A 17,776-nucleotide genomic window follows, 5' to 3' on the forward strand; every position below is an offset into this window, starting at 1 on the left:
CCCCCGCTTAGCTGGCCGCCTTGCCCGCCGCCAGGGACAAGACCTTCAGATAGCCGCCGGGCTCGATCAGCATGCCCTCGGCGGCGCCCGACGCCACCAGGGCCCGGTGCGCCCGTGGCAGCTGATAGCAGGGCAGGTGCATGAACATGTGATGTTCGCAGTGGTAGTTCACATAGTAGGGGGCCAGCAGGGCCCTCTCGAGCAGGTTGGCCTTGGTGGTCCGGGCGTGGCGCAGGGGGTCGGGCTCGTCCTTGGCGATGCAGGCGTGCTCGGCGATGTTCCGCAGCCGGGTGATCATCGGATACCAGGTGGCCTGGGGCAGGACCCACAGCACCGGCCAGGCCCACCAGGCGCCGAAGGGGGCGCCGATGGCGGTGATGACCACGCCCCCCAGCAGCCAGCGGCGCTTGCGGCGAACCTCTTCGGCCAGGATCGGCAGCAGGGGTTGGCCGGGCTGGCGGGCCTTCAGCCGGGCCACCAGATCGCCGAACCGCTGCTTGAAGAAGGTCTGGCCGGTGAGGTCGCGCACCAGCTTGCGGCGCAGGGACAGCCGGGTGATCGGGAAGGGCGCCGAGAGGCCGAGGTCCGGATCCTCGGCCTGCTGGGCGAAGCGGTGGTGGGTGAGGTGATAGGGGCGGTAACGGGCCAGGCCGCCGCCGGTCAGCCACTCCCCGGCGAAGTCGTTGACCTTGAGGTTCTTGTGCAGGGCCCCGTGGGCGGCGTCGTGCATCAGGATGGCCAGGCCCAGCTGGCGGCCGCCGATGATCATGATGGCCAGCGGCAGGGTCAGGGGCCAGACCACCACCATGGCGCCGGCCGCCAGGATCACGATCCAGGCGTGGGCCACCAGGGCCAGGCCCCGCCAGTTGGAATGGGCGGCCAGGCGCGCGAAGTCGTCGGGCGCGAAATAGGTCTTGGGATCGACGCGTGCTGCGGCTGCCATACAGAAATTATCCCACAAGATCGGCCGCCGAAACAGCGTGACCCTGGGTCACGGACGTCCTTGGGCACGGGGATTTGAAGGGTTAGGGTTCGGGCGAACTTCGGAGAGACCCATGCGCCAGCGCCTCGCGATCCTCGTCCTCGCCGCCACCCTCACCGCCGGCGGCGCCCAGGCGGCCAGCTTCAACTGCGCCCGCGCCCGCCAGGCCGACGAGCGGGCCATCTGCGCCAACCTGGCCCTCAACGACCAGGACGTCCGCCTGGCCCAGCTCTACGAGATCACCCAGCACCTGGTGGCCATGGGCCAGCGCGGCGCGATCCAGGACGACCAGATCCAGTGGCTGCAGTCCCGGCACGCCTGCGGCGCCAACCGCGCCTGCCTGACCCGGGCCTATGCCCGCCGCATCGACCAGCTGAACCAGGTGCTGACCCACGTCTACAGCCAGGGGCCGTTCTAGATCGAGGACGCCGGTCCGGCCCACATCCCGGCGGCGAGCGCGATCGCTAGCATCAGGCCCGCAAGGCTGTTGGACTTGAAGAGGGCGAGCGCCGCGGCGCCGTCGCTGACGTCGAGCCGGGCGGCCTGGCGCGAAAGATGGGCGCCGAACAGGGCCGCCGGCGGCAGGAACAGGGGGCCGAGCCCGCCGACCCAGGCCGCGCCCAGGGCCAGGACGAAGGCCGCCACGTAGAAGCCGAGCACCGCCTTGGGCGCCGCCGACCCTAGCCGCAGGGCCGAGGACTTCACCCCGGCCAGGGCGTCGTCCTCCAGGTCCTGGACGGCGTAGATGGTGTCATAGCCCAGGGTCCAGAAGATCCCCGAGGCGTAGAGCAGGACCGCGGGCCACTCGATCCGCCCCGTCGCCGCCGCATAGCCCAGCAGGGCCCCCCAGTTGAAGGTCAGGCCCAGCCAGGCCTGCGGCCACCAGGTGATCCGCTTCATGAAGGGATAGGCCACCACCAGGCCCAGCGACGCCACGCCCAGGCCGATGGCCAGCGCCCCCATGGTCAGCAGGATGACGAGCGAGACCAGGGCGCAGGCGACCAGGAAGGCCCAGGCCTGCTTGACGCTGATCTGGCCGGACGGGATTGGCCGGCCCGCCGTGCGGGCCACCTTGGCGTCGAAGTCGCGGTCGACGATGTCGTTATAGGCGCAGCCCGCCGCCCGCATCAGGGCCGCGCCGACCAAGACCTTCAGCATCAGCAGGGCGTCCGGCCACTGCCGGTCCATGGCGCCGGCCAGGGCGATCCCCTGCCAGCCGGGCAGCATCAGCAGCCAGATCCCCGTCGGCCGGTCGAAGCGTCCGAGCTTCAGCCAGGGGCGCAGGGCCGGCGGCGCATGGCGGTCGACCCAGTTGGTGGGGGCGGCGTCGGGGAGGTGTGAGGCGGTGGTCATCTTAGCCCCTGCATACCAGACCGTGGCTTTCGCGCCGCAGTCACAATTTGGCGTAACGCCGTCGCTTGACGGGGGAATCTCACCCGCCTAGCTTCCCGGCTCCACAGACGACGTGACCGGAAAGGAGGGTCAGCAAAGATGAAAGTCATCCCAGCCACCGCCCTCACCGCACGCGCCGCCGGGTCTTTCTGCTGACCTGAGATTTCCCCGGGGCCGCGCACCCTTCGCGCCCGCCCAGGAATTCTCCCGTGTTCGCCGACCCGCGCTGGAAACCCCAGTCGCTCCCCATTTTCCATGACGTCGCCGATGCGCGGACTCTCGCCGCATCCCCCGCCGTCATCGCACTCCGACGGCTCAAATGACCGAGATCTTAGACGACGAGGACAATCGTCCCCGCACCCTGACCAACTCCCAGGTGATCGCCTTCATGGCGGGCCACTGGATGGGCGAGCCGCGCCGGTTCGCCCTGATCGCCCTCATGATGCTGGGCTCGACCGCCTGCGACCTGTCGATCCCCTGGGCCACCCGCGGCCTGATCGACGCGGTGGCGACCCCCACCTCGCCCACCGACAAGGCCTGGATCGCCTGGGCCAGTCTCTCGGCCCTGTACCTGGCCTTCTACAGCCTGCGCAGCGGCATGTTCCGCCTGTCCAACGGCTACTATTCGCGGATCATGGCGCGGATGGTGACGAGGGCCTTCGCCCGGGTGCAGGCCTTCTCCGCCGACTGGCACGCGTCGAATTTCGCCGGCGCCACGGTGCGGCGGGTGAGCCGCGCCATGTGGGGCTACGACAGCGCCTCGGACGCCCTGCTGTGGATGCTGACGCCCACCCTGGTCGTGCTGTCGGGCCTGGCCATCTCCATCGGTCTGAAGTGGCCGGCGGCCGGCGTGTTCGTGGCCCTGCTGGTGGTCGCCTTCGCCATCTTCAACATCGTGGTTTCGACCCACTACATCCGCCCGGCCAACCTGGCCTCCACGGCGCTGGACTCCCAGATCGGCGCCAACCTGGCCGACGCCATCGGCGGCAATCCGGTGGTGAAGGGCTTCGGCGCGGAGGCGCGGGAGGAGAAGCGGTTCAGCGACCACGTGTCCACCTGGCGCGCGGCCCAGCACAAGACCTGGAACCGCTTCAACACCGTCAGCTGGGGGCAGAACCTGTTCCTGGTGGTGCTGCAGGCGGGCCTGACGGGGCAACTCGTCCATGCCTGGAGCCGTGGCGACGCGACGCCGGGCGACGTGGCCTTCGGCATCACCTCCTTCATCGTGATCGCCGGCTACATGCGGAACTTCAGCGAGATCACCCGCATGCTGCAGAAGGGCCTCGACGACATGGTCGATGTCGCCACCTACATGCGCACCGAGCCGCAGCTGGCCGACCGCGCCGACGCCAAACCGTTCCGGGGCGAGCTGGGGGAGGTGGTCTTCGACCGCGTCACCTTCGGCTACCAGAACGCCGCCCGGCCGCTGTACCAGGACTTCACCCTGGTGGTGGCGCCTGGCGAACGCGTGGCCCTGGTGGGGCCGACGGGGGCCGGCAAGTCGACCTTCGTCAAGCTGCTGCAACGGCTCTACGACGTGCAGGCCGGCCGTATCCTCATCGACGGCCAGGACATCGCCCGGGTCACCCAGGGCTCCCTGCGCCGCGCCATCGCCGTGGTGCCGCAGGACCCGGCCCTGTTCCACCGCACCATCGGCGAGAACATCAGCTACGCCCGGCCCGAGGCCACCCAGGACGAGATCATCCTGGCCGCCAAGCGCGCCCGCGCCCACGAGTTCATCGCCGGCCTGCCCCGGGGCTACGATACCCTGGTGGGCGAACGCGGCGTGAAGCTGTCGGGCGGCGAGCGGCAGCGGGTGGCGATCGCCCGCGCCTTCCTGGCGGACGCGCCGATCCTGGTGCTGGACGAGGCCACCTCCTCCCTCGACGTCGAGACCGAGCGGCAGGTCCAGGCGGCCATGGAGGAGCTGATGATCGGCCGCACCACGGTGGTCATCGCCCACCGCCTTTCGACCATCCGGGGCGCCGATCGCATCCTGGTGTTCGAGGGTGGCCAGCTGGTGGAGGAGGGCCGCCACGCGGACCTGGTGGCGAGGGGCGGCGCCTATGCCCGCCTGCATGCTGTGACGGAGGCCGGCGCGTGACCGAGCACTATGAAGAGGCCGACGAGTCCGCCAACCGGGTGCTGAGCAACCGCCAGGTCCTGGGCTTCATCGTCGGCTACTGGCTGCGCCGGCCCTGGCTGCTGGCCGGCACCCTGGTGACGACGCTCGCCGCCATCGGCTTCGACCTGGCCATGCCCTGGGCCTCGGGGCGGCTGGTGGACGCCGTGGCGGCGGGACCGTCGAGCGCGGACCTGGCCTGGGTGGCCTGGGCGATGTTCGTCGGCGTCTATCTGGCCGCCTCGGTGATCCGCAACCTCTCGACCCGGTTCTGGATTCCACTGGCGGCCAAGAACATGCGGGAGATGACCGACGAGGGATTCGAGAAGGTGCAGTCCTTCTCCGCCGACTGGCACGGGGACAACTTCTCCGGCGCCACGGTGCGCAAGCTCAGCCGCGCCATGTGGGGCTATGACGTGGTCTCCGACGCCGTGGTCATGTGGCTGGGCCCGGCGCTGGCCGTCCTCGTCGGCCTGTCGGTGATGATGATCCTGCGCTGGCCGATGGTGGGGCTGTTCTCGCTCGGGACGGTGGTGCTCTACATCGCCTCCAACATCTTCCTCACGACTCGCTTCGCCCGGCCGCTGAATCTCAAGTCGGTGGGGCTCGACAGCCGGATCGGCGGGGCCCTGGCCGACTCCATCGCGTCGAACGCGACGGTCCGGGGCTTCGGCGCCGAGGACCGCGAGGCCGCGCGGATCGCCGGGGTCACCGAGCTGTGGCGCTTCAACATCATCCGCACCTGGAGCCGGTTCATGGACATCTGGCTGGTGCAGAACCTGGTGCTGGTCTTGCTGCAGGCGGGGCTCACCGGTCTCTTGCTGCGGCTGTGGGGCCGGGGCGAGGCGACGGCGGGCGACGTGGCCTTCGGGGTCACCTCCTTCATGTTGATGAGCGGCTATCTGCGCAACATCGGCGACAACATCCGCATGCTGCAGAAGGGCCTGGACGACGTCGAGGACGTGGCCCGCTATTCGACCCTGTCGGCCCAAGTGGCCGACGCCCCGGGCGCGCCGCCCTTCGCCGGCGAGCTGGGGCAGGTGGTCTTCGACCACGCCACCTTCGGCTACAAGTCGGCCGAGCAGCCGCTCTATCGCGACTTCTCCCTGACCATCGCGCCCGGCGAGCGGATCGCCCTGGTGGGGCCGACCGGCTCGGGCAAGTCGACCTTCGTCAAGCTGATCCAGCGGCTCTACGACCTGGACGCTGGCCGCATCCTGATCGACGGCCAGGACGTGTCGAAGGTGACGCAAGGGTCCCTGCGCCGCGCCATCGCGGTGGTGCCGCAGGACCCGGCCCTGTTCCACCGCACCATCGGCGAGAACATCAGCTACGCGCGGCCCGGAGCGACCTCAGACGAGATCGAGCTGGCCGCCAGGCGGGCCCGCGCCCATGACTTCATCACCCGCCTGCCCAAGGGCTACGACACCCTGGTGGGGGAGCGCGGCGTGAAGCTGTCGGGCGGTGAGCGCCAGCGGGTGGCCATCGCGCGCGCCTTCCTGGCGGATGCACCGATCCTGGTGCTGGACGAGGCGACCTCCTCCCTGGACGTGGAGACCGAGCGGGAGGTGCAGGCCGCGATGGAAGAGCTGATGGTGGGCCGCACCACCATCGTCATCGCCCACCGGCTGTCGACCATCCGCGGCGCCGACCGTATCCTGGTCTTCGAGAACGGCCAGGTGATCGAGGAAGGCCGCCACGCCGAGCTGGTGGACAAGGGCGGCGCCTATGCGCGGCTGCACGCGGTGACCATGGGGGCCGCGTAGGGAGAGATGCTCCCCCGCTGGGGGAGCTGGCGCGCAGCGCCTGAGGGGGACTTTGACTCTTGTTTTTGGGAGTCAGGGGTCGACTACGTCGATCTCCCTCCGTCTCGTGGCTGCGCCACGATCCACCTCCCCCACATCGGCGCTGCGCGCCTGGGGGAGGATCTTAGGTCAGCGCCGCCGCGAGACTGGCGGCCAGGTCGCCCTTGGGTTCGATGCGGACGCTGGCCAGGCCGAGCCAGCCGGCCATCAGCTTCAACTCCTCCGCCAGCAGTCCGGGCGTCTCCGCATCCGCCCAGGGCTCGGCATGGGCCGACTGCACCGCCAGGACGCCGGCCTTGCGGTCGGCCTTTAGGTCGACGCGGGCGGTGATGGCCTCGCCCTGCAGGAAGGGCAGGACGTAGTAGCCGTGCACCCGCTTGGGAGCCGGGGTGTAGATCTCCAGCCGGACGCGCACGCCGAACATCCGCTCGGTGCGCTCGCGGAACCAGATCAGGTTGTCGAAGGGGGAGAGCAGGGCCTTGGCGGCGATCTTTCGCGGCCGCCGCGCGGCGGGGTCGAGATAGGCCGGCTGGTCCCAGCCCTTTACGGTGACGGGGACCAGGTCGCCGGCCTCCGCCAGTTCGGCGATGCGGGCCTTGGTGTCGGCCACCGGCATGCGGAAATAGTCCCGCAGGTCGCGCTCGGTGGCCACGCCCTGGGCGCGGGCGGCGATGCGCAGGAGCTGGCGCTGGGCCTCGTCGCGGGGGGGAGTGGGAGCGTCGCGCACGGACTTGGGATGCACGTCCGCGGGCAGGCCATAGACCCGCTCGAAGGTGGTGCGCCGCGTGGCCGTGGTGATCTCGCCGGCCCAGAACAGGCACTCCATGGCCCGCTTGCCCTCGCTCCAGCCCCACCAGCCGCCGCGCCCCTTCTCGCCGATCTCCAGCTCCCCGGCCGAGATGGCGCCGCGGGCGTGGATTTCGGCCAGCGCCTTGTCGATGAAGGGACGGTTCTCTCGCAGGAAGCGGGCGACCCCCTTCCAGATCCCGACGCCTTCGCGCGCATCCTCCATCCGCCAGCGCATCAGGGGCTGCAGCGCGTGGGGCGCCAGGGAGGCCTCGTGCATCCAGTATTCGAACAGGGCGGGCTTCCGGCCCCAGGCGATCTCCTCCAGCAGCGGCCGCGGATAGGCGCCCAGCCGCGAGAACAGCGGCAGGTAGTGGGTGCGGCTGACCACATTGACCGAGTCGATCTGCAGCAGGCCCAGGCGCTCGATGGTCTTCAGCAGATGGCGTTTTCCGGCTTCGGCGGGCCGCGGCTCGGCGAAGCCCTGGGCGGCCAGGGCGATGCGCCGCGCCGCGGCGGCGGTCAGGGTCTCGGTCATGGGACGGTCAGGCCGAGGGCCCCGATGATGAGGGCGGCCGATTGCTCGGGTGAATTCACACCGGTGTCGACAGTCAGTTCCGAGGGGATCTCCGGATAGTCCCAGATGCCCCGGGCCCGGAGGTCGCGCAGCATCTCCAGATCCCGCAGCTTGCCGAACTCGGCCCGTGAGGCCGCATCAATGCGACGCTCCTGCGTTTCCAGGGGCGCTGTGAGCTGGACGAACCGCACCCGGCCGCCGTGGCGCTCCACCACGTCCCGGGTCTGGGCCGGGAAGGCCTCAGGGACCGTGTGCTCCGGCGCGAAGGTGAAGACCAGCGAACGGCCGATCTTCGCGGCGTCCTCGAAGACCGACAGCCACATCTGCTCGCGCAGGCGGATGAAGGGCTCGGTCCCGAACTCAAACACGGCGTAGACCGCATCCACCACGAGATGATTGTGGAACAGGGCGAACCCGGTGCGGGCGACGAGCGCGCGCGCCACCGTCAGTTTCCCGACCGCGGCCGGGCCGTGCAGAAAGACCAGGTCCATCGCGCGCCTACCGCTCCAGGCGTCCGTCGGTGAGGGCCTCGATCTCGAAGGGGAAGATGATGTCGGGATCGGGGTTCTTCACCTGCTTGGCGATATCCTTGGGCGCGATGGCGTTCACCAGGTGGCGCATGACGTTGAGCCGCCCGGCCTCCTTGTCGTCGTTGCGCACGCAGACCCAGGGGCTGCGCGGGGCGTGGGTGCGCTTGAGCATCTCGTCGCGGGCGCGGGTGTAGTCGTCCCACTTGCTCTGGGCGGCCTCGTCCAGGGGACTCGACTTCAGCACCTTCAGGGGATCGTCGTGGCGTTCGGCCAGGCGCTTGGCCTGCTCCTTCTTGGAGACGTCGAGCCACAGCTTGACGATCGAGACGCCGCTTTCCACGAGCATGGCCTCGAAGGTGGAGACGTCGCGCAGGAAGCCCTCATGCTCCTCGGGGGTGCAGAAGCCCATCACCGGCTCGACCCCGCCGCGGTTGTACCAGGAGCGGTTGAAGATCACGAGTTCGCCGGCCGCCGGCAGGTAGGGGACGTAGCGCTGGAAGTACCACTGGCTGCGCTCGCGGTCGGAGGGCTTGGGCAGGGCGATCACGCGGGTGGCGCGCACCGACAGGTGTTCGGTCAGGCGCTTGATCGTCCCGTCCTTCCCCGCCGCGTCGCGGCCCTCGAAGATGATCAGCACCTTGGCGCCGCTCTCCATCGCCTTCTGCTGGAAGCGCACCAGGGCCAGTTGGGCCTGCTCGAGGCTGTTGAGGTCGTTGCCGGATTTATCTTTGGACATGGGGTGAGCCTAGTCCGGGGAGCGGGCGCCGCGCCAGGGGGATGGCTCATCCCACCAGCGGCAGGGGCTCCATCCCCAGCGCTCGGCGGAAGGTGTTGTGGTAGTGGTGCAGGGGCGGCTCGTTGCGGCCGAACAGCAGCTGGTCCTGCAGGCCGGCGGCCAGGGCCTTCTGGGTGGTCTCGGCGGTGGCGTAGTCCTCGGCCGCCACCACGGCTGTGAAGCCCTCGGCGAACAGCATGGCCATGCCCGGATTCTCCGCCAGGACCTCGCGGTCGAAATAGTAGCTGATCTGCGAGATCGAGCGGCCGGAGTCCTCGGGGTCGGGATAGACCCGCACCACCGCGATGCGCTTATTGCCGACGTTCACCACCACATTGGGGAACAGGAAGTAGACCGGGAATCCCCCCTGCTCGATGGTCCAGTCGGCCTCGGGCTGGCCGCGCAGCTCGTCGATCCCCCTGAGGCAGAGCACCATGCGGTGGTTGCGCTGGTAGGACCGGTAGGACAGCACGTCGCCGTGGAAGTTGTTGGCCAGGGTGTCCTTGTGCAGGCGCTTGAAGTGGTAGGTCTCGCCGAAGGTGTCGGTGGCGAGCTTCCAGTTCAGCTTCATGTCCAGGGTCTGTTCGTGGGCCAGGACGTAGCGGCCCCAGCCCCAGTGCTCGAGATCCTCGGCGACACCCTGGAACAGGGTCTCGGTGTCGATCACGCCCTTCGGATCGGGGTGGACCAGCAGGAAGCCGAACCGCTCGGCGGCGGGCAGTTCGATCAGGCCCAGGCAAGCCTTGTCGATGACCCCGAACTGTTCCTCCTGCGGCACGCCGATCAGGGCGCCGGACGAATCATAGGTCCAGGCGTGGAAGGGGCAGGAGAAGCGCGACTTCTGGCCCCGGCGCGCCGTCTCCACCATCGGGCCGCGATGGCGGCAGGAATTGAGAAAGGCGCGGACCTGACCCGCCTTGTCCCGCGTCACCAGGATCGGGATGCCCAGGTCGTTGCAGGTGATGAAGCTGCCCGGCTCGGGAAGGTCGGCGGTCATGCCGACGATCTGTGGGTGGCCGCGGAAGAAGGTCGCCCATTCGCGGGCGGCCAGGTCGGGACAGGTGTAGGTGCTGGCGGGGCAGGACATGACGCCGCCGGCGTCGGCGTTCACGCCGGTGTCCAGTTGGGTCATCAGTTCGCGCAGGACTTCGATCTGGACGTCGGGTTTCATGTCGCGGGAGCCTCGGTGGGGATGGCGGCGCTGAGCACGCGGAAGGTGGTGGCGACCTGGTCGCGGCGGGCCTGGAGCGGCTGGGCGCGGCGGCTTGAGACCCGCAGGCCCTGGTTGACCAGCATCAGGAAGGCGGCGAGCTCGGCCGCCTGGGCCGCGGGCGACCCGGCGTCCCGGAGGCAGTCTTCGAATCCGGCCTGAACCTGGGCCAGCCGCGCGGCGGCGTGGGCGCTCAGGTCGTCATCGACATCGGCCATCTCCAGCACCGTGTTCACCAGCAGGCAGCCCCATTCCGCCTTGCCGCCGGGCGGGTCGACGACGCTGCGGTCGAAGAACTGGCGCAGGGCCTCCAGGGGCGGCAGGCCGGCGCGGGCGCGGGCCAGGATCTGCAGGGTCCGCTGGGCGAAGAGGTCGAGGCATTCCGACATCAGGCCGCGCTTGTCGCCGAAGGCGGCGTAGAGGCTGCTGCGGCTGATCCCCATGTCGGTGATCAGGTCGGGCAGGGAGGCGGCCTGGTAGCCCTGGCGCCAAAAGACCCGCATCGCCCGGTCGAGGGCGGCGTCACGGTCGAATTCGAGGGGCCGGGCCATGGCTATATTCTGGACTGATCAGTCCAGAACGCAAGAGAGCTTCGATGAGCCTCCGCGAAGGGTCGGCGTTTCCTCGCAAGCCCGGCCGCACTAGAAGCGTCGGATGATCCGCCTCTTCGTGCCCCAAGATCTCGCCGCCACCGCCGCCCTGCCGGTGGACGACGGGCAGAGCCGCTATCTCGCCGCGGTGATGCGCCAGGTCGTCGGCGACGAGGTTCTGGTGTTCAACGGCCGCGACGGGGAGTGGCGGGCGACGATCATCGAGACCGGCAAACGCCGGGTGATCCTGCGGGCCGACCGGCTGGAACGCCCCCAGGTGACAGGCCCCGACCTCGACCTGGTGGTCGCCGTGGTCAAGCGCGGCCGGCTGGAGACCATCGTCGAGAAGGCGGCCGAACTGGGCGCCCGCCGGGTCCAGCCGATCCTGACCGAGCGGACCAACGCCGACCGGGTGCGGGTGGACCGCCTGCAGGCCATCGCCGTGGAGGCCGCCGAGCAGACCGGCCGCCTGGACGTGCCGGAGATTCTCGAACCGGTGAAGCTGGACAGGCTGCTGAAGGGGTGGAGCGGCCGGCGCCTGCTGTTCTGCGACGAGGCCGGCGACGCCAAGCCGGTGCTCGACGCCCTGGCCGGCGCCGATTCCGGCCCCTGGGGCATCCTGATCGGACCGGAGGGGGGCTTCTCGCCCACCGAGCGCGAACGCCTGCGGAGCCTGGACTTCACGGTCCCGGCGACCCTCGGACCCCGCATCCTGCGGGCCGACACCGCGGCCATCAGCGCCATGACCCTCTGGCAGGCCGCCGTGGGCGACTGGCGGGCCCCTTGAGCTTTCGAGAATTGCGCCCACCTGTTTGAACGGCGTAAAGATCGCCGCCGTTTGGGAGCGAACGCGCCGTCGGCGTGTTGGTGATGGGTTGGGGAGAAACATATGGCCGACGTCCTGGGCGACGACCGACCCCTCACGTTCGAGGATATGGTCCACTGGTTCGAGGAGGGTGAGAAGCCCGCCGACCAATGGCGCGTGGGCGCCGAGCACGAGAAGTTCGTCTTCCGCCTGGGGACGCACGCCCCGGTTCCCTATGAGGGGCCCGACGGCATCAAGGCCCTGCTGAACGGCCTGACCCGGTTCGGCTGGAAGGGCGTCTACGAGGGCGAGCACATCATCGCCCTGGAGCGCGGCAAGGCCAATGTGAGCCTGGAGCCCGGCGGCCAGTTCGAGCTCTCCGGCGCGCCGCTGGAGACCATGCACGACATCTGCGAGGAGACCGGGGCCCACCTGCAGGAGGTCAAGGTCGTGGCCGACGAGCTGGGCCTGGGCTTCCTGGGCCTCGGTCACACGCCCGTCTGGCGTCGGGACGAGATCCCGGTCATGCCCAAGGGCCGCTACAAGATCATGCGGGAATACATGCCCAAGGTCGGCAAGCTCGGCCTGGACATGATGTTCCGCACCTGCACGGTGCAGGCCAATCTCGACTTCGGCTCCGAGGCCGACATGATCGCCAAGTTCCGGGTGAGCCTGGCGCTGCAGCCCATCGTCACGGCCCTGTTCGCCAATTCGCCCTTCGTGGAGGGCAAGCCGTCGGGCTGGCTGTCCAGCCGCGCGCGCATCTGGACCGACACCGATCCCGACCGCACCGGCATGCTGGGCTTCGTCTTCGAGGACGGGTTCACCTACGAGACCTACGCCCGCTACGCCATGAACGTGCCGATGTACTTCGCCAAGCGCGACGGCAAGTACATCGACCTGGCGGGCAAATCCTTCGTCAAGTTCATGGCCGGCGAGTTGCCGGAGATGCCGGGCCAGCGCCCGACCATCAAGGACTGGGCCGACCACACCACCACCCTGTTCCCGGAAGTGCGCCTGAAGCAGTATCTGGAGATGCGCGGCGCCGACGCCGGCCCGTGGAGCCGCCTCTGCGCCCTGCCGGCCCTGTGGACGGGGATCTTCTACGACGCCCCGGCCCTGGCCGCGGCCTGGGACCTCTGCAAGGACTGGTCGGTGGACGACCACGAGCGCCTGCGCGCCGACGTCGCCCGCATCGGGTTGAAGGCCCAGGTGAACGGCCGCAGCGTGCAGGACGTCGCCCGCGACATGGTGGCGATCGCCCGGACAGGCCTGAAGAACCGCAACCGCCTGAGCGGCGGCATGATCGACGAGACCGGCTACCTCACGGAGCTGGAGGAGATCGCCGACAGCGGGATCACCCCGGCCGAACGCCTGCTGGAACTCTACAACGGCCCCTGGGCCGGGGACGCCAGCAAGGTCTTCGAGGCCTTCGCGTACTAGGATTGCGCTTCCTTCTCCCCTTGGGGGAGAAGGATAGCTGTTGTCAGACCCCTTCAGGCCTAGGCGCCTCGTCGGTATTGGCCGGCCAGTGTTCCTTCTGGCTGGCGCCGGAGCCGCTATCGGTGTGCAGCACCGCCTCGTCGATCGCCTTGCGGTCGGTGTGGACGTGGGCCGGGTCGACGGTCTCGTCGGACACCTCGTAGATCTCGAACCGGTCTGGATAGAAGGCCAGGCGGCCGCGGATCTGCTCCATGGCCGGATAGGGCTCCTCGTAGGTCCAGACGCCGTTCTCGGCGAATTCGCCGTCCATCAGCACCGTGTAGTAGGACGCATCGCCCTTGTAGGGGCAGTGGGTGGAGCGCTCGGTGCGCGAGAGGTACTCCATGGAGACGTCCTGCCGCGGGAAGTAGACGGCCGGCTTGTAGCTGGCCTCCTTCAGAACCAGGGCGTCGGCCGAATCGGCGATGACGTGGCCTGCGAACTTCACCCGCCAGCGGCTGGCGCCGGGGGTGATGGTGATGGGGTGGTCGGGACCGGGGATTTTCATGGGACGCGCCTCCTAGGCCTAGCTAACGCCTGAGATGGGGCTGAGGCTCCCGGCTCGCCAGGCACGGGGTGGCCGCTTGCTTGTGCTGGCGACTTGCCCGTGATCTTCTCCCGCCAAACAAGCCCGGCGGGGGTGAAACAACCCCTGAAGCGCCGGCCTCCCAAGGATCGGAAGACCGTCTTCATGTTAAACCTCGTCGTCATGCTCGGGATCGTCATCACGCTGGTGACCGGCCTTCCCGTGCTGTTCCAGCTTTTGAAAAACCACCCGCGCGGGCTGATCATCCTGTTCTTCGCCGAGATGTGGGAGCGGTTTTCCTACTACGGGATGCGCGGCATCCTGATCTTCTACCTCACCCAGCACCTGCTGTTCGACCAGGCCACGGCCTCGGCCCAGTACGGCTCCTACACCGCCCTCGTCTACCTGCTGCCCCTGCTGGGCGGCCTGCTGGCCGACCGCTATCTGGGCACCCGCAAGGCCGTGGCCTTCGGCGCCCTGCTGCTGGTGGCCGGGCACTCGATGATGGCCTATGAGGGCCGTCCCGCGACCCAGACCCTGGAATATGCCGGCCAGAAGTACGAGGTGGCCGCCGAAGGCCGCGTCGACGCCCGCAAGGTGCACCTGATCGTCGGCGGCAAGCCCTATGAGTTCGGCCCCGCCGAGGGCGGCGGCCTGGAGATCAAGGGCCTGACGGGCGGTCCGCTTCCCTCGGTCCTCCCCAAGGACAGCTTCAAGATGGAGACCACCCAGGACAAGACCGGGGTGAACGCCTTCTACCTGGCCGTCTCCCTGATCATCATGGGGGTGGGCTTCCTGAAGCCCAACATCTCCACCATCGTCGGACAGCTCTATCCGCAGGGGGACCCGCGGCGCGATTCGGGCTTCACCCTCTACTATTACGGCATCAACCTCGGGGCCTTCTGGGCTTCGGTGCTGTGCGGCCTGCTGGGCCAGACCGTGGGCTGGTGGGCCGGCTTCGGCCTGGCCGGGGTCGGCATGGCGCTGGGCTTCGTGGTCTTCGTCCTGGGCAAGAAGCACCTGCTGGGCAAGGGCGAGCCGCCGAACCCGGAACTGCTGGCGCGCCCGGTCCTGGGCCCCATCAATCGCGAATGGCTGATCTATCTGGGCGGCGTCCTGGGCGTCGGCCTGGTCTGGCTGCTGGTGCCGCGCAACGACCTGGTGGGCCTGGCCTTGTCGGCCTCCATCGTCGTCTCGCTGCTGGTGATCGCCTACATCATCGTCGTGGGGTGCAAGACCTGGGTCGAGCGTCAGAGGATGATGCTGGCGGTGATCCTGATCTTCGGGGCGGTGGTGTTCTTCACCCTGTTCGAACAGGCCGGCACCTCGCTGAACCTGTTCGCGTCGACCAACGTCGACATGACCATCACCCAGCACGCGGTGACTTTCCTGGGGATCCCCATCGGCACCCCCGACCAGATCGCCGCCATCGGCCTGAACCCGTCCAGCGACTTCTTCGTCGACTCCAGCATCGGGGCCGCCCAGACCCAGTCCTTCAACGCCGGCTTCATCCTGATCTTCGCCCCGATCTTCGCGGCCATGTGGGCCTATCTGGCCACCCACAACCTCGACCTCAACCCGACCATGAAGTTCGGCCTCGGCCTGCTGCAGGTGGGTCTGGGCTTCCTGGTGGTGGTCTGGGGCGCGGGGCTGGCGGACGCCAGCTTCCGGGTGCCGCTGATGCTGCTCGGCGTGCTCTACCTGCTGCACACCACCGGCGAGCTCTTCCTGTCGCCCGTGGGTCTGTCGGAGATCACCAAGCTCTCCCTGCCCTCGGTGGTGAGCTTCATGATGGCGGTCTGGTTCCTGTCCTCCTCCATCGCCCAGTTCGTCGGCGGCAAGATCGCCGGCCTGATGGGATCGGAGAGCATCGGCGGTCAGGTCCTGGACCCGCAGGCCGCGCTCGCCACCTCCATCGACGGCTTCAGCAAGCTCGGCTGGGCCGGCATCGGCTGCGGGGTGTTCTTCATCCTCATCAGCTTCGTCGTCCGCGGCTGGGCCCACGGCGTGGAAGCCCCGGCGCACCCGGAACTGTAGCGACAGGCTTCCTCCCCCACCTCGCGGGGGAGGAAAGCTCCGGCCCTAGCCGAAGCTCTTGCGCACCCGGATGTAGAACATCCGGCCGACCTGGATGTCGCGATCGTCGACGAAGTTCAGGGGGCTGGTGTTGCGGGGGCCGGCATAGACCTGGCGGGTGTGGCGGAAGCCGCGCTCGGTCAGGTTCTGGATCTCCACCCGCACCAGCAGGTCCGCCCGAGGCTTCCACTCCCCGAACAGGGTGACATAGGTCTTCAGCTTGTCGGTGGAGATCTCGTCGAAGCGGTAATAGGTCCGCCGCCAGGCGCCGTAGGCGTCGAGTCCCCAGGTGGCCCGCCAGCGCGGCAGGTCCTGGGTGAAGTGGCCCTCCCATTCCAGCGGCCGCAGGCCCGAGATCTCGCGCTTGGCGCCGGTGGTGGGGTCGGTGACCTCCGAGCGGCGCCAGGTGGCGTCGCCGCGCAACTCGCCCCCCGGGATCAGGCGGTCCAGGGGCAGGGTGAGGGTGGCCTGAAGCTCGTCCTTGGTCCCGTCGCCGATATTGCTGGGCGCGTCGAAGGGGCCTGATGGGCCGTAGATCGGGGCGCGGTCCACCGCGTCGCTCAAGGCGAAGTGGCGCAGGGTGAGCACCGCGGCGCCCTTCTTCCAGAACCGCTGCTCGAAGGCCGCCTCGGTCACCCAGGCCTGTTCCGGCGCCAGGTCCGGATTGCCGGCGGTGAGCACCCCGGTCCCGAGCGAGGAGGTGGCCACGAAGTCGTCGAAGTTGAGCTGGCCCACCACGCGCTCGAAGCGCACCCGCACCTGGGTGTTGGCGCTGGGCGCCCAGGTCGCCGCGATCCGGGGCTTGGTGTAGTAGAGGGTCTTCTCCAGCGAGACGTCGCCGTCGGAGGAGATGGCCGAGCCCTCCTCGCGGACGCTGCCCTCGAGGGTCCAGGCCGGGATCGGCCGCCAGACGGTCTTGAGGAATACCTCGCCGCGATTCTCCTCCACCGTGACATTGGCCGCCGGCAGGGCGATGGGAACGCCGTTCTCGGCATAGGCGGTCTGGCTCTCGAGCCTGTTGAGCGCCGCCTCGGCCCCGGCCTCCCAGGACAAGGTTTCCGACTGGCGGAACTTCAGCACCCCGCGCCCGATGGTCTCGCTGATGTCCTTGCCCAGGGAGAAGGCCGCGGTGTCGGGCGGGGAGCGGAACCCGGCCTGGTAGCTGTAGTCCTCGGTCTGGCGCAGGGCCAGCAGCTCCAGGCTGGTGCGAGGGCCAAGCTCGCGCTTGTAGTTGGCGCCCAGCTCGACCTGGAAGCGGTCCTGGCGTTCGCCGGAGGATCGCAGGACCGGCGCCTGGAAGCGGCCCCAGTTCAGCTCGTTGCTGCGATAGTGGTCGTCCAGGAACCGGCCGTTGACCCGCAGCTTGCCGCCGAACGCCTTGGCCTCGTAGGCGCCCGATCCGATCCACTGATGAACGTCGCCGTGGGAGTCGATGTCCGAACGCTCCAGCACCGCGCCGGTGGGGCTCACCCGCACATGCGGGCCCGCGCCCCAGCCGTCATCGATACCCTCGCCGTAGCGCAGGCTGCCTTCCCAGGCGCCGGGGCCGGCGGGGCCGGAGCCCTCGACGCGGACCCCGAACTTGTAGCGGCCGTCATAGGCCAGGTTCTGGCCCACCTGGACCAGGCCCTGCAGGCCGCCGCCCTTGGCCTTGACCACATTGGCCAGGATCGACTTGCCCTGCATGTCGATCCCCGGCGCCCCGCCGCGGATCAGCTCGATGTGGTCCACCTGCCCGGCTGGGATGCGGCGCAGGATGTCCTCCAGGTTGTCGGTCTTGGAGGTGGGGCGGCCGCCGTCGATCAGGACGTTGCCGGCCGCGCCCTCGAAGCCGCGGACGCTGTCGTCGCCGGTGTCGATGCTGAAGCCGGGCAGGCGGGAGACCATGTCATAGGCCGTGACCGGCCGCTGCTCGGCGAAGAAGGCCGGGGGATAGCTGATGAGGCCCTGGGCGCCGGTGGTCTGGGCCAGGGCGGCGGCCGGCGCGGCGCTGACGAGCAGGGCGGCGGCGAGGGTGCGGAGAGGTAGCATGTGACAGGTCCCCAGTGGCGCCCGCAGGTGGCCTGGGGTCCGGGGGCGAGGCCAATTAAATGCCCGTAAGGTGGATTAAATCGCGGA

General features: G+C 69.2%; 15 protein-coding genes. 6 read left to right on the forward strand and 9 right to left on the reverse strand.

Translation table 11 applies throughout. The annotated features are described in order from the left end of the window. Window positions 1-7: 7 nt before the first annotated feature. Complete coding sequence (locus AC1RN5_RS13645; RefSeq protein WP_493041703.1) at window positions 8-943, reverse strand: fatty acid desaturase family protein; 936 nt, start codon at window positions 941-943, stop codon at window positions 8-10. A 112-nt stretch (window positions 944-1,055) separates the two neighbouring features. Between AC1RN5_RS13645 and AC1RN5_RS13650 the strand changes: the two genes are divergently transcribed. After that, a complete protein-coding gene (locus AC1RN5_RS13650; protein WP_493041704.1) occupies window positions 1,056-1,400 on the forward strand; it encodes a lysozyme inhibitor LprI family protein in 345 nt (114 codons plus the stop codon). On the opposite strand, the gene ubiA is transcribed toward AC1RN5_RS13650, so the two are convergent. After that, window positions 1,397-2,335 (reverse strand): 4-hydroxybenzoate octaprenyltransferase, encoded by a 939-nt coding sequence (gene ubiA, locus AC1RN5_RS13655; RefSeq protein ID WP_493041705.1) that lies wholly within the window; start codon window positions 2,333-2,335, stop codon window positions 1,397-1,399. The genes AC1RN5_RS13650 and ubiA overlap by 4 nt on opposite strands. 358 nt (window positions 2,336-2,693) lie before the next feature. Here ubiA and AC1RN5_RS13660 point away from each other — a divergent pair, with 358 nt between their 5' ends. Further along, window positions 2,694-4,478, forward strand: a complete 1,785-nt coding sequence (locus tag AC1RN5_RS13660) for an ABC transporter ATP-binding protein (protein ID WP_493041706.1) — start codon at window positions 2,694-2,696, stop codon at window positions 4,476-4,478. Further along, on the forward strand, window positions 4,475-6,262 hold the full coding sequence (locus AC1RN5_RS13665) for an ABC transporter ATP-binding protein (protein WP_493041707.1): 1,788 nt from the start codon (window positions 4,475-4,477) through the stop codon (window positions 6,260-6,262). The genes AC1RN5_RS13660 and AC1RN5_RS13665 overlap by 4 nt, the downstream gene beginning before the upstream one ends. A 163-nt stretch (window positions 6,263-6,425) precedes the next feature. On the opposite strand, the gene AC1RN5_RS13670 is transcribed toward AC1RN5_RS13665, so the two are convergent. From AC1RN5_RS13670 to AC1RN5_RS13690, 5 genes are read right to left on the reverse strand one after another with little or no spacing between them, the layout of a single operon-like run. Beyond that, the gene (locus tag AC1RN5_RS13670) at window positions 6,426-7,625 is read right to left on the reverse strand and encodes a winged helix-turn-helix domain-containing protein (protein ID WP_493041708.1); all 1,200 of its coding nucleotides are present in this window, start codon (window positions 7,623-7,625) and stop codon (window positions 6,426-6,428) included. After that, a complete protein-coding gene (locus AC1RN5_RS13675; protein WP_493041709.1) occupies window positions 7,622-8,155 on the reverse strand; it encodes a P-loop nucleotide/nucleoside kinase family protein in 534 nt (177 codons plus the stop codon). Before AC1RN5_RS13675 ends, AC1RN5_RS13670 begins: the two co-directional genes overlap by 4 nt. 7 nt (window positions 8,156-8,162) lie before the next feature. Further along, the gene (gene ppk2 / locus AC1RN5_RS13680) at window positions 8,163-8,930 is read right to left on the reverse strand and encodes a polyphosphate kinase 2 (RefSeq protein WP_493041710.1); all 768 of its coding nucleotides are present in this window, start codon (window positions 8,928-8,930) and stop codon (window positions 8,163-8,165) included. Between the two features lie 46 nt (window positions 8,931-8,976). Then, a complete protein-coding gene (locus tag AC1RN5_RS13685) occupies window positions 8,977-10,140 on the reverse strand; it encodes an aromatic ring-hydroxylating oxygenase subunit alpha (protein ID WP_493041711.1) in 1,164 nt (387 codons plus the stop codon). Beyond that, window positions 10,137-10,730, reverse strand: a complete 594-nt coding sequence (locus AC1RN5_RS13690; RefSeq protein ID WP_493041712.1) for a TetR/AcrR family transcriptional regulator — start codon at window positions 10,728-10,730, stop codon at window positions 10,137-10,139. The genes AC1RN5_RS13685 and AC1RN5_RS13690 overlap by 4 nt, the downstream gene beginning before the upstream one ends. A 103-nt stretch (window positions 10,731-10,833) precedes the next feature. Here AC1RN5_RS13690 and AC1RN5_RS13695 point away from each other — a divergent pair, with 103 nt between their 5' ends. Next, the gene (locus AC1RN5_RS13695) at window positions 10,834-11,556 is read left to right on the forward strand and encodes a 16S rRNA (uracil(1498)-N(3))-methyltransferase (RefSeq protein WP_493041713.1); all 723 of its coding nucleotides are present in this window, start codon (window positions 10,834-10,836) and stop codon (window positions 11,554-11,556) included. A 102-nt stretch (window positions 11,557-11,658) separates the two neighbouring features. After that, window positions 11,659-13,017: a glutamate--cysteine ligase gene (locus AC1RN5_RS13700; RefSeq protein WP_493041714.1), complete on the forward strand. Its 1,359-nt coding sequence runs from the start codon at window positions 11,659-11,661 to the stop codon at window positions 13,015-13,017. Between the two features lie 43 nt (window positions 13,018-13,060). Here the strand turns inward: AC1RN5_RS13700 and AC1RN5_RS13705 are convergent, their stop codons facing one another. Beyond that, window positions 13,061-13,564, reverse strand: coding sequence for a DUF427 domain-containing protein (locus tag AC1RN5_RS13705; RefSeq protein WP_493041715.1), 504 nt, complete (start codon window positions 13,562-13,564; stop codon window positions 13,061-13,063). Window positions 13,565-13,747: 183 nt separating this feature from the next. Between AC1RN5_RS13705 and AC1RN5_RS13710 the strand changes: the two genes are divergently transcribed. Beyond that, window positions 13,748-15,619: a peptide MFS transporter gene (locus AC1RN5_RS13710; protein WP_493041716.1), complete on the forward strand. Its 1,872-nt coding sequence runs from the start codon at window positions 13,748-13,750 to the stop codon at window positions 15,617-15,619. Window positions 15,620-15,664: 45 nt separating this feature from the next. On the opposite strand, the gene AC1RN5_RS13715 is transcribed toward AC1RN5_RS13710, so the two are convergent. Continuing rightward, on the reverse strand, window positions 15,665-17,689 hold the full coding sequence (locus AC1RN5_RS13715) for a TonB-dependent receptor plug domain-containing protein (protein ID WP_493041717.1): 2,025 nt from the start codon (window positions 17,687-17,689) through the stop codon (window positions 15,665-15,667). Between the last annotated feature and the right edge of the window lie 87 nt (window positions 17,690-17,776).

It is taken from the genome of Phenylobacterium sp. GW821-FHT12F10 (genome assembly GCF_058806695.1).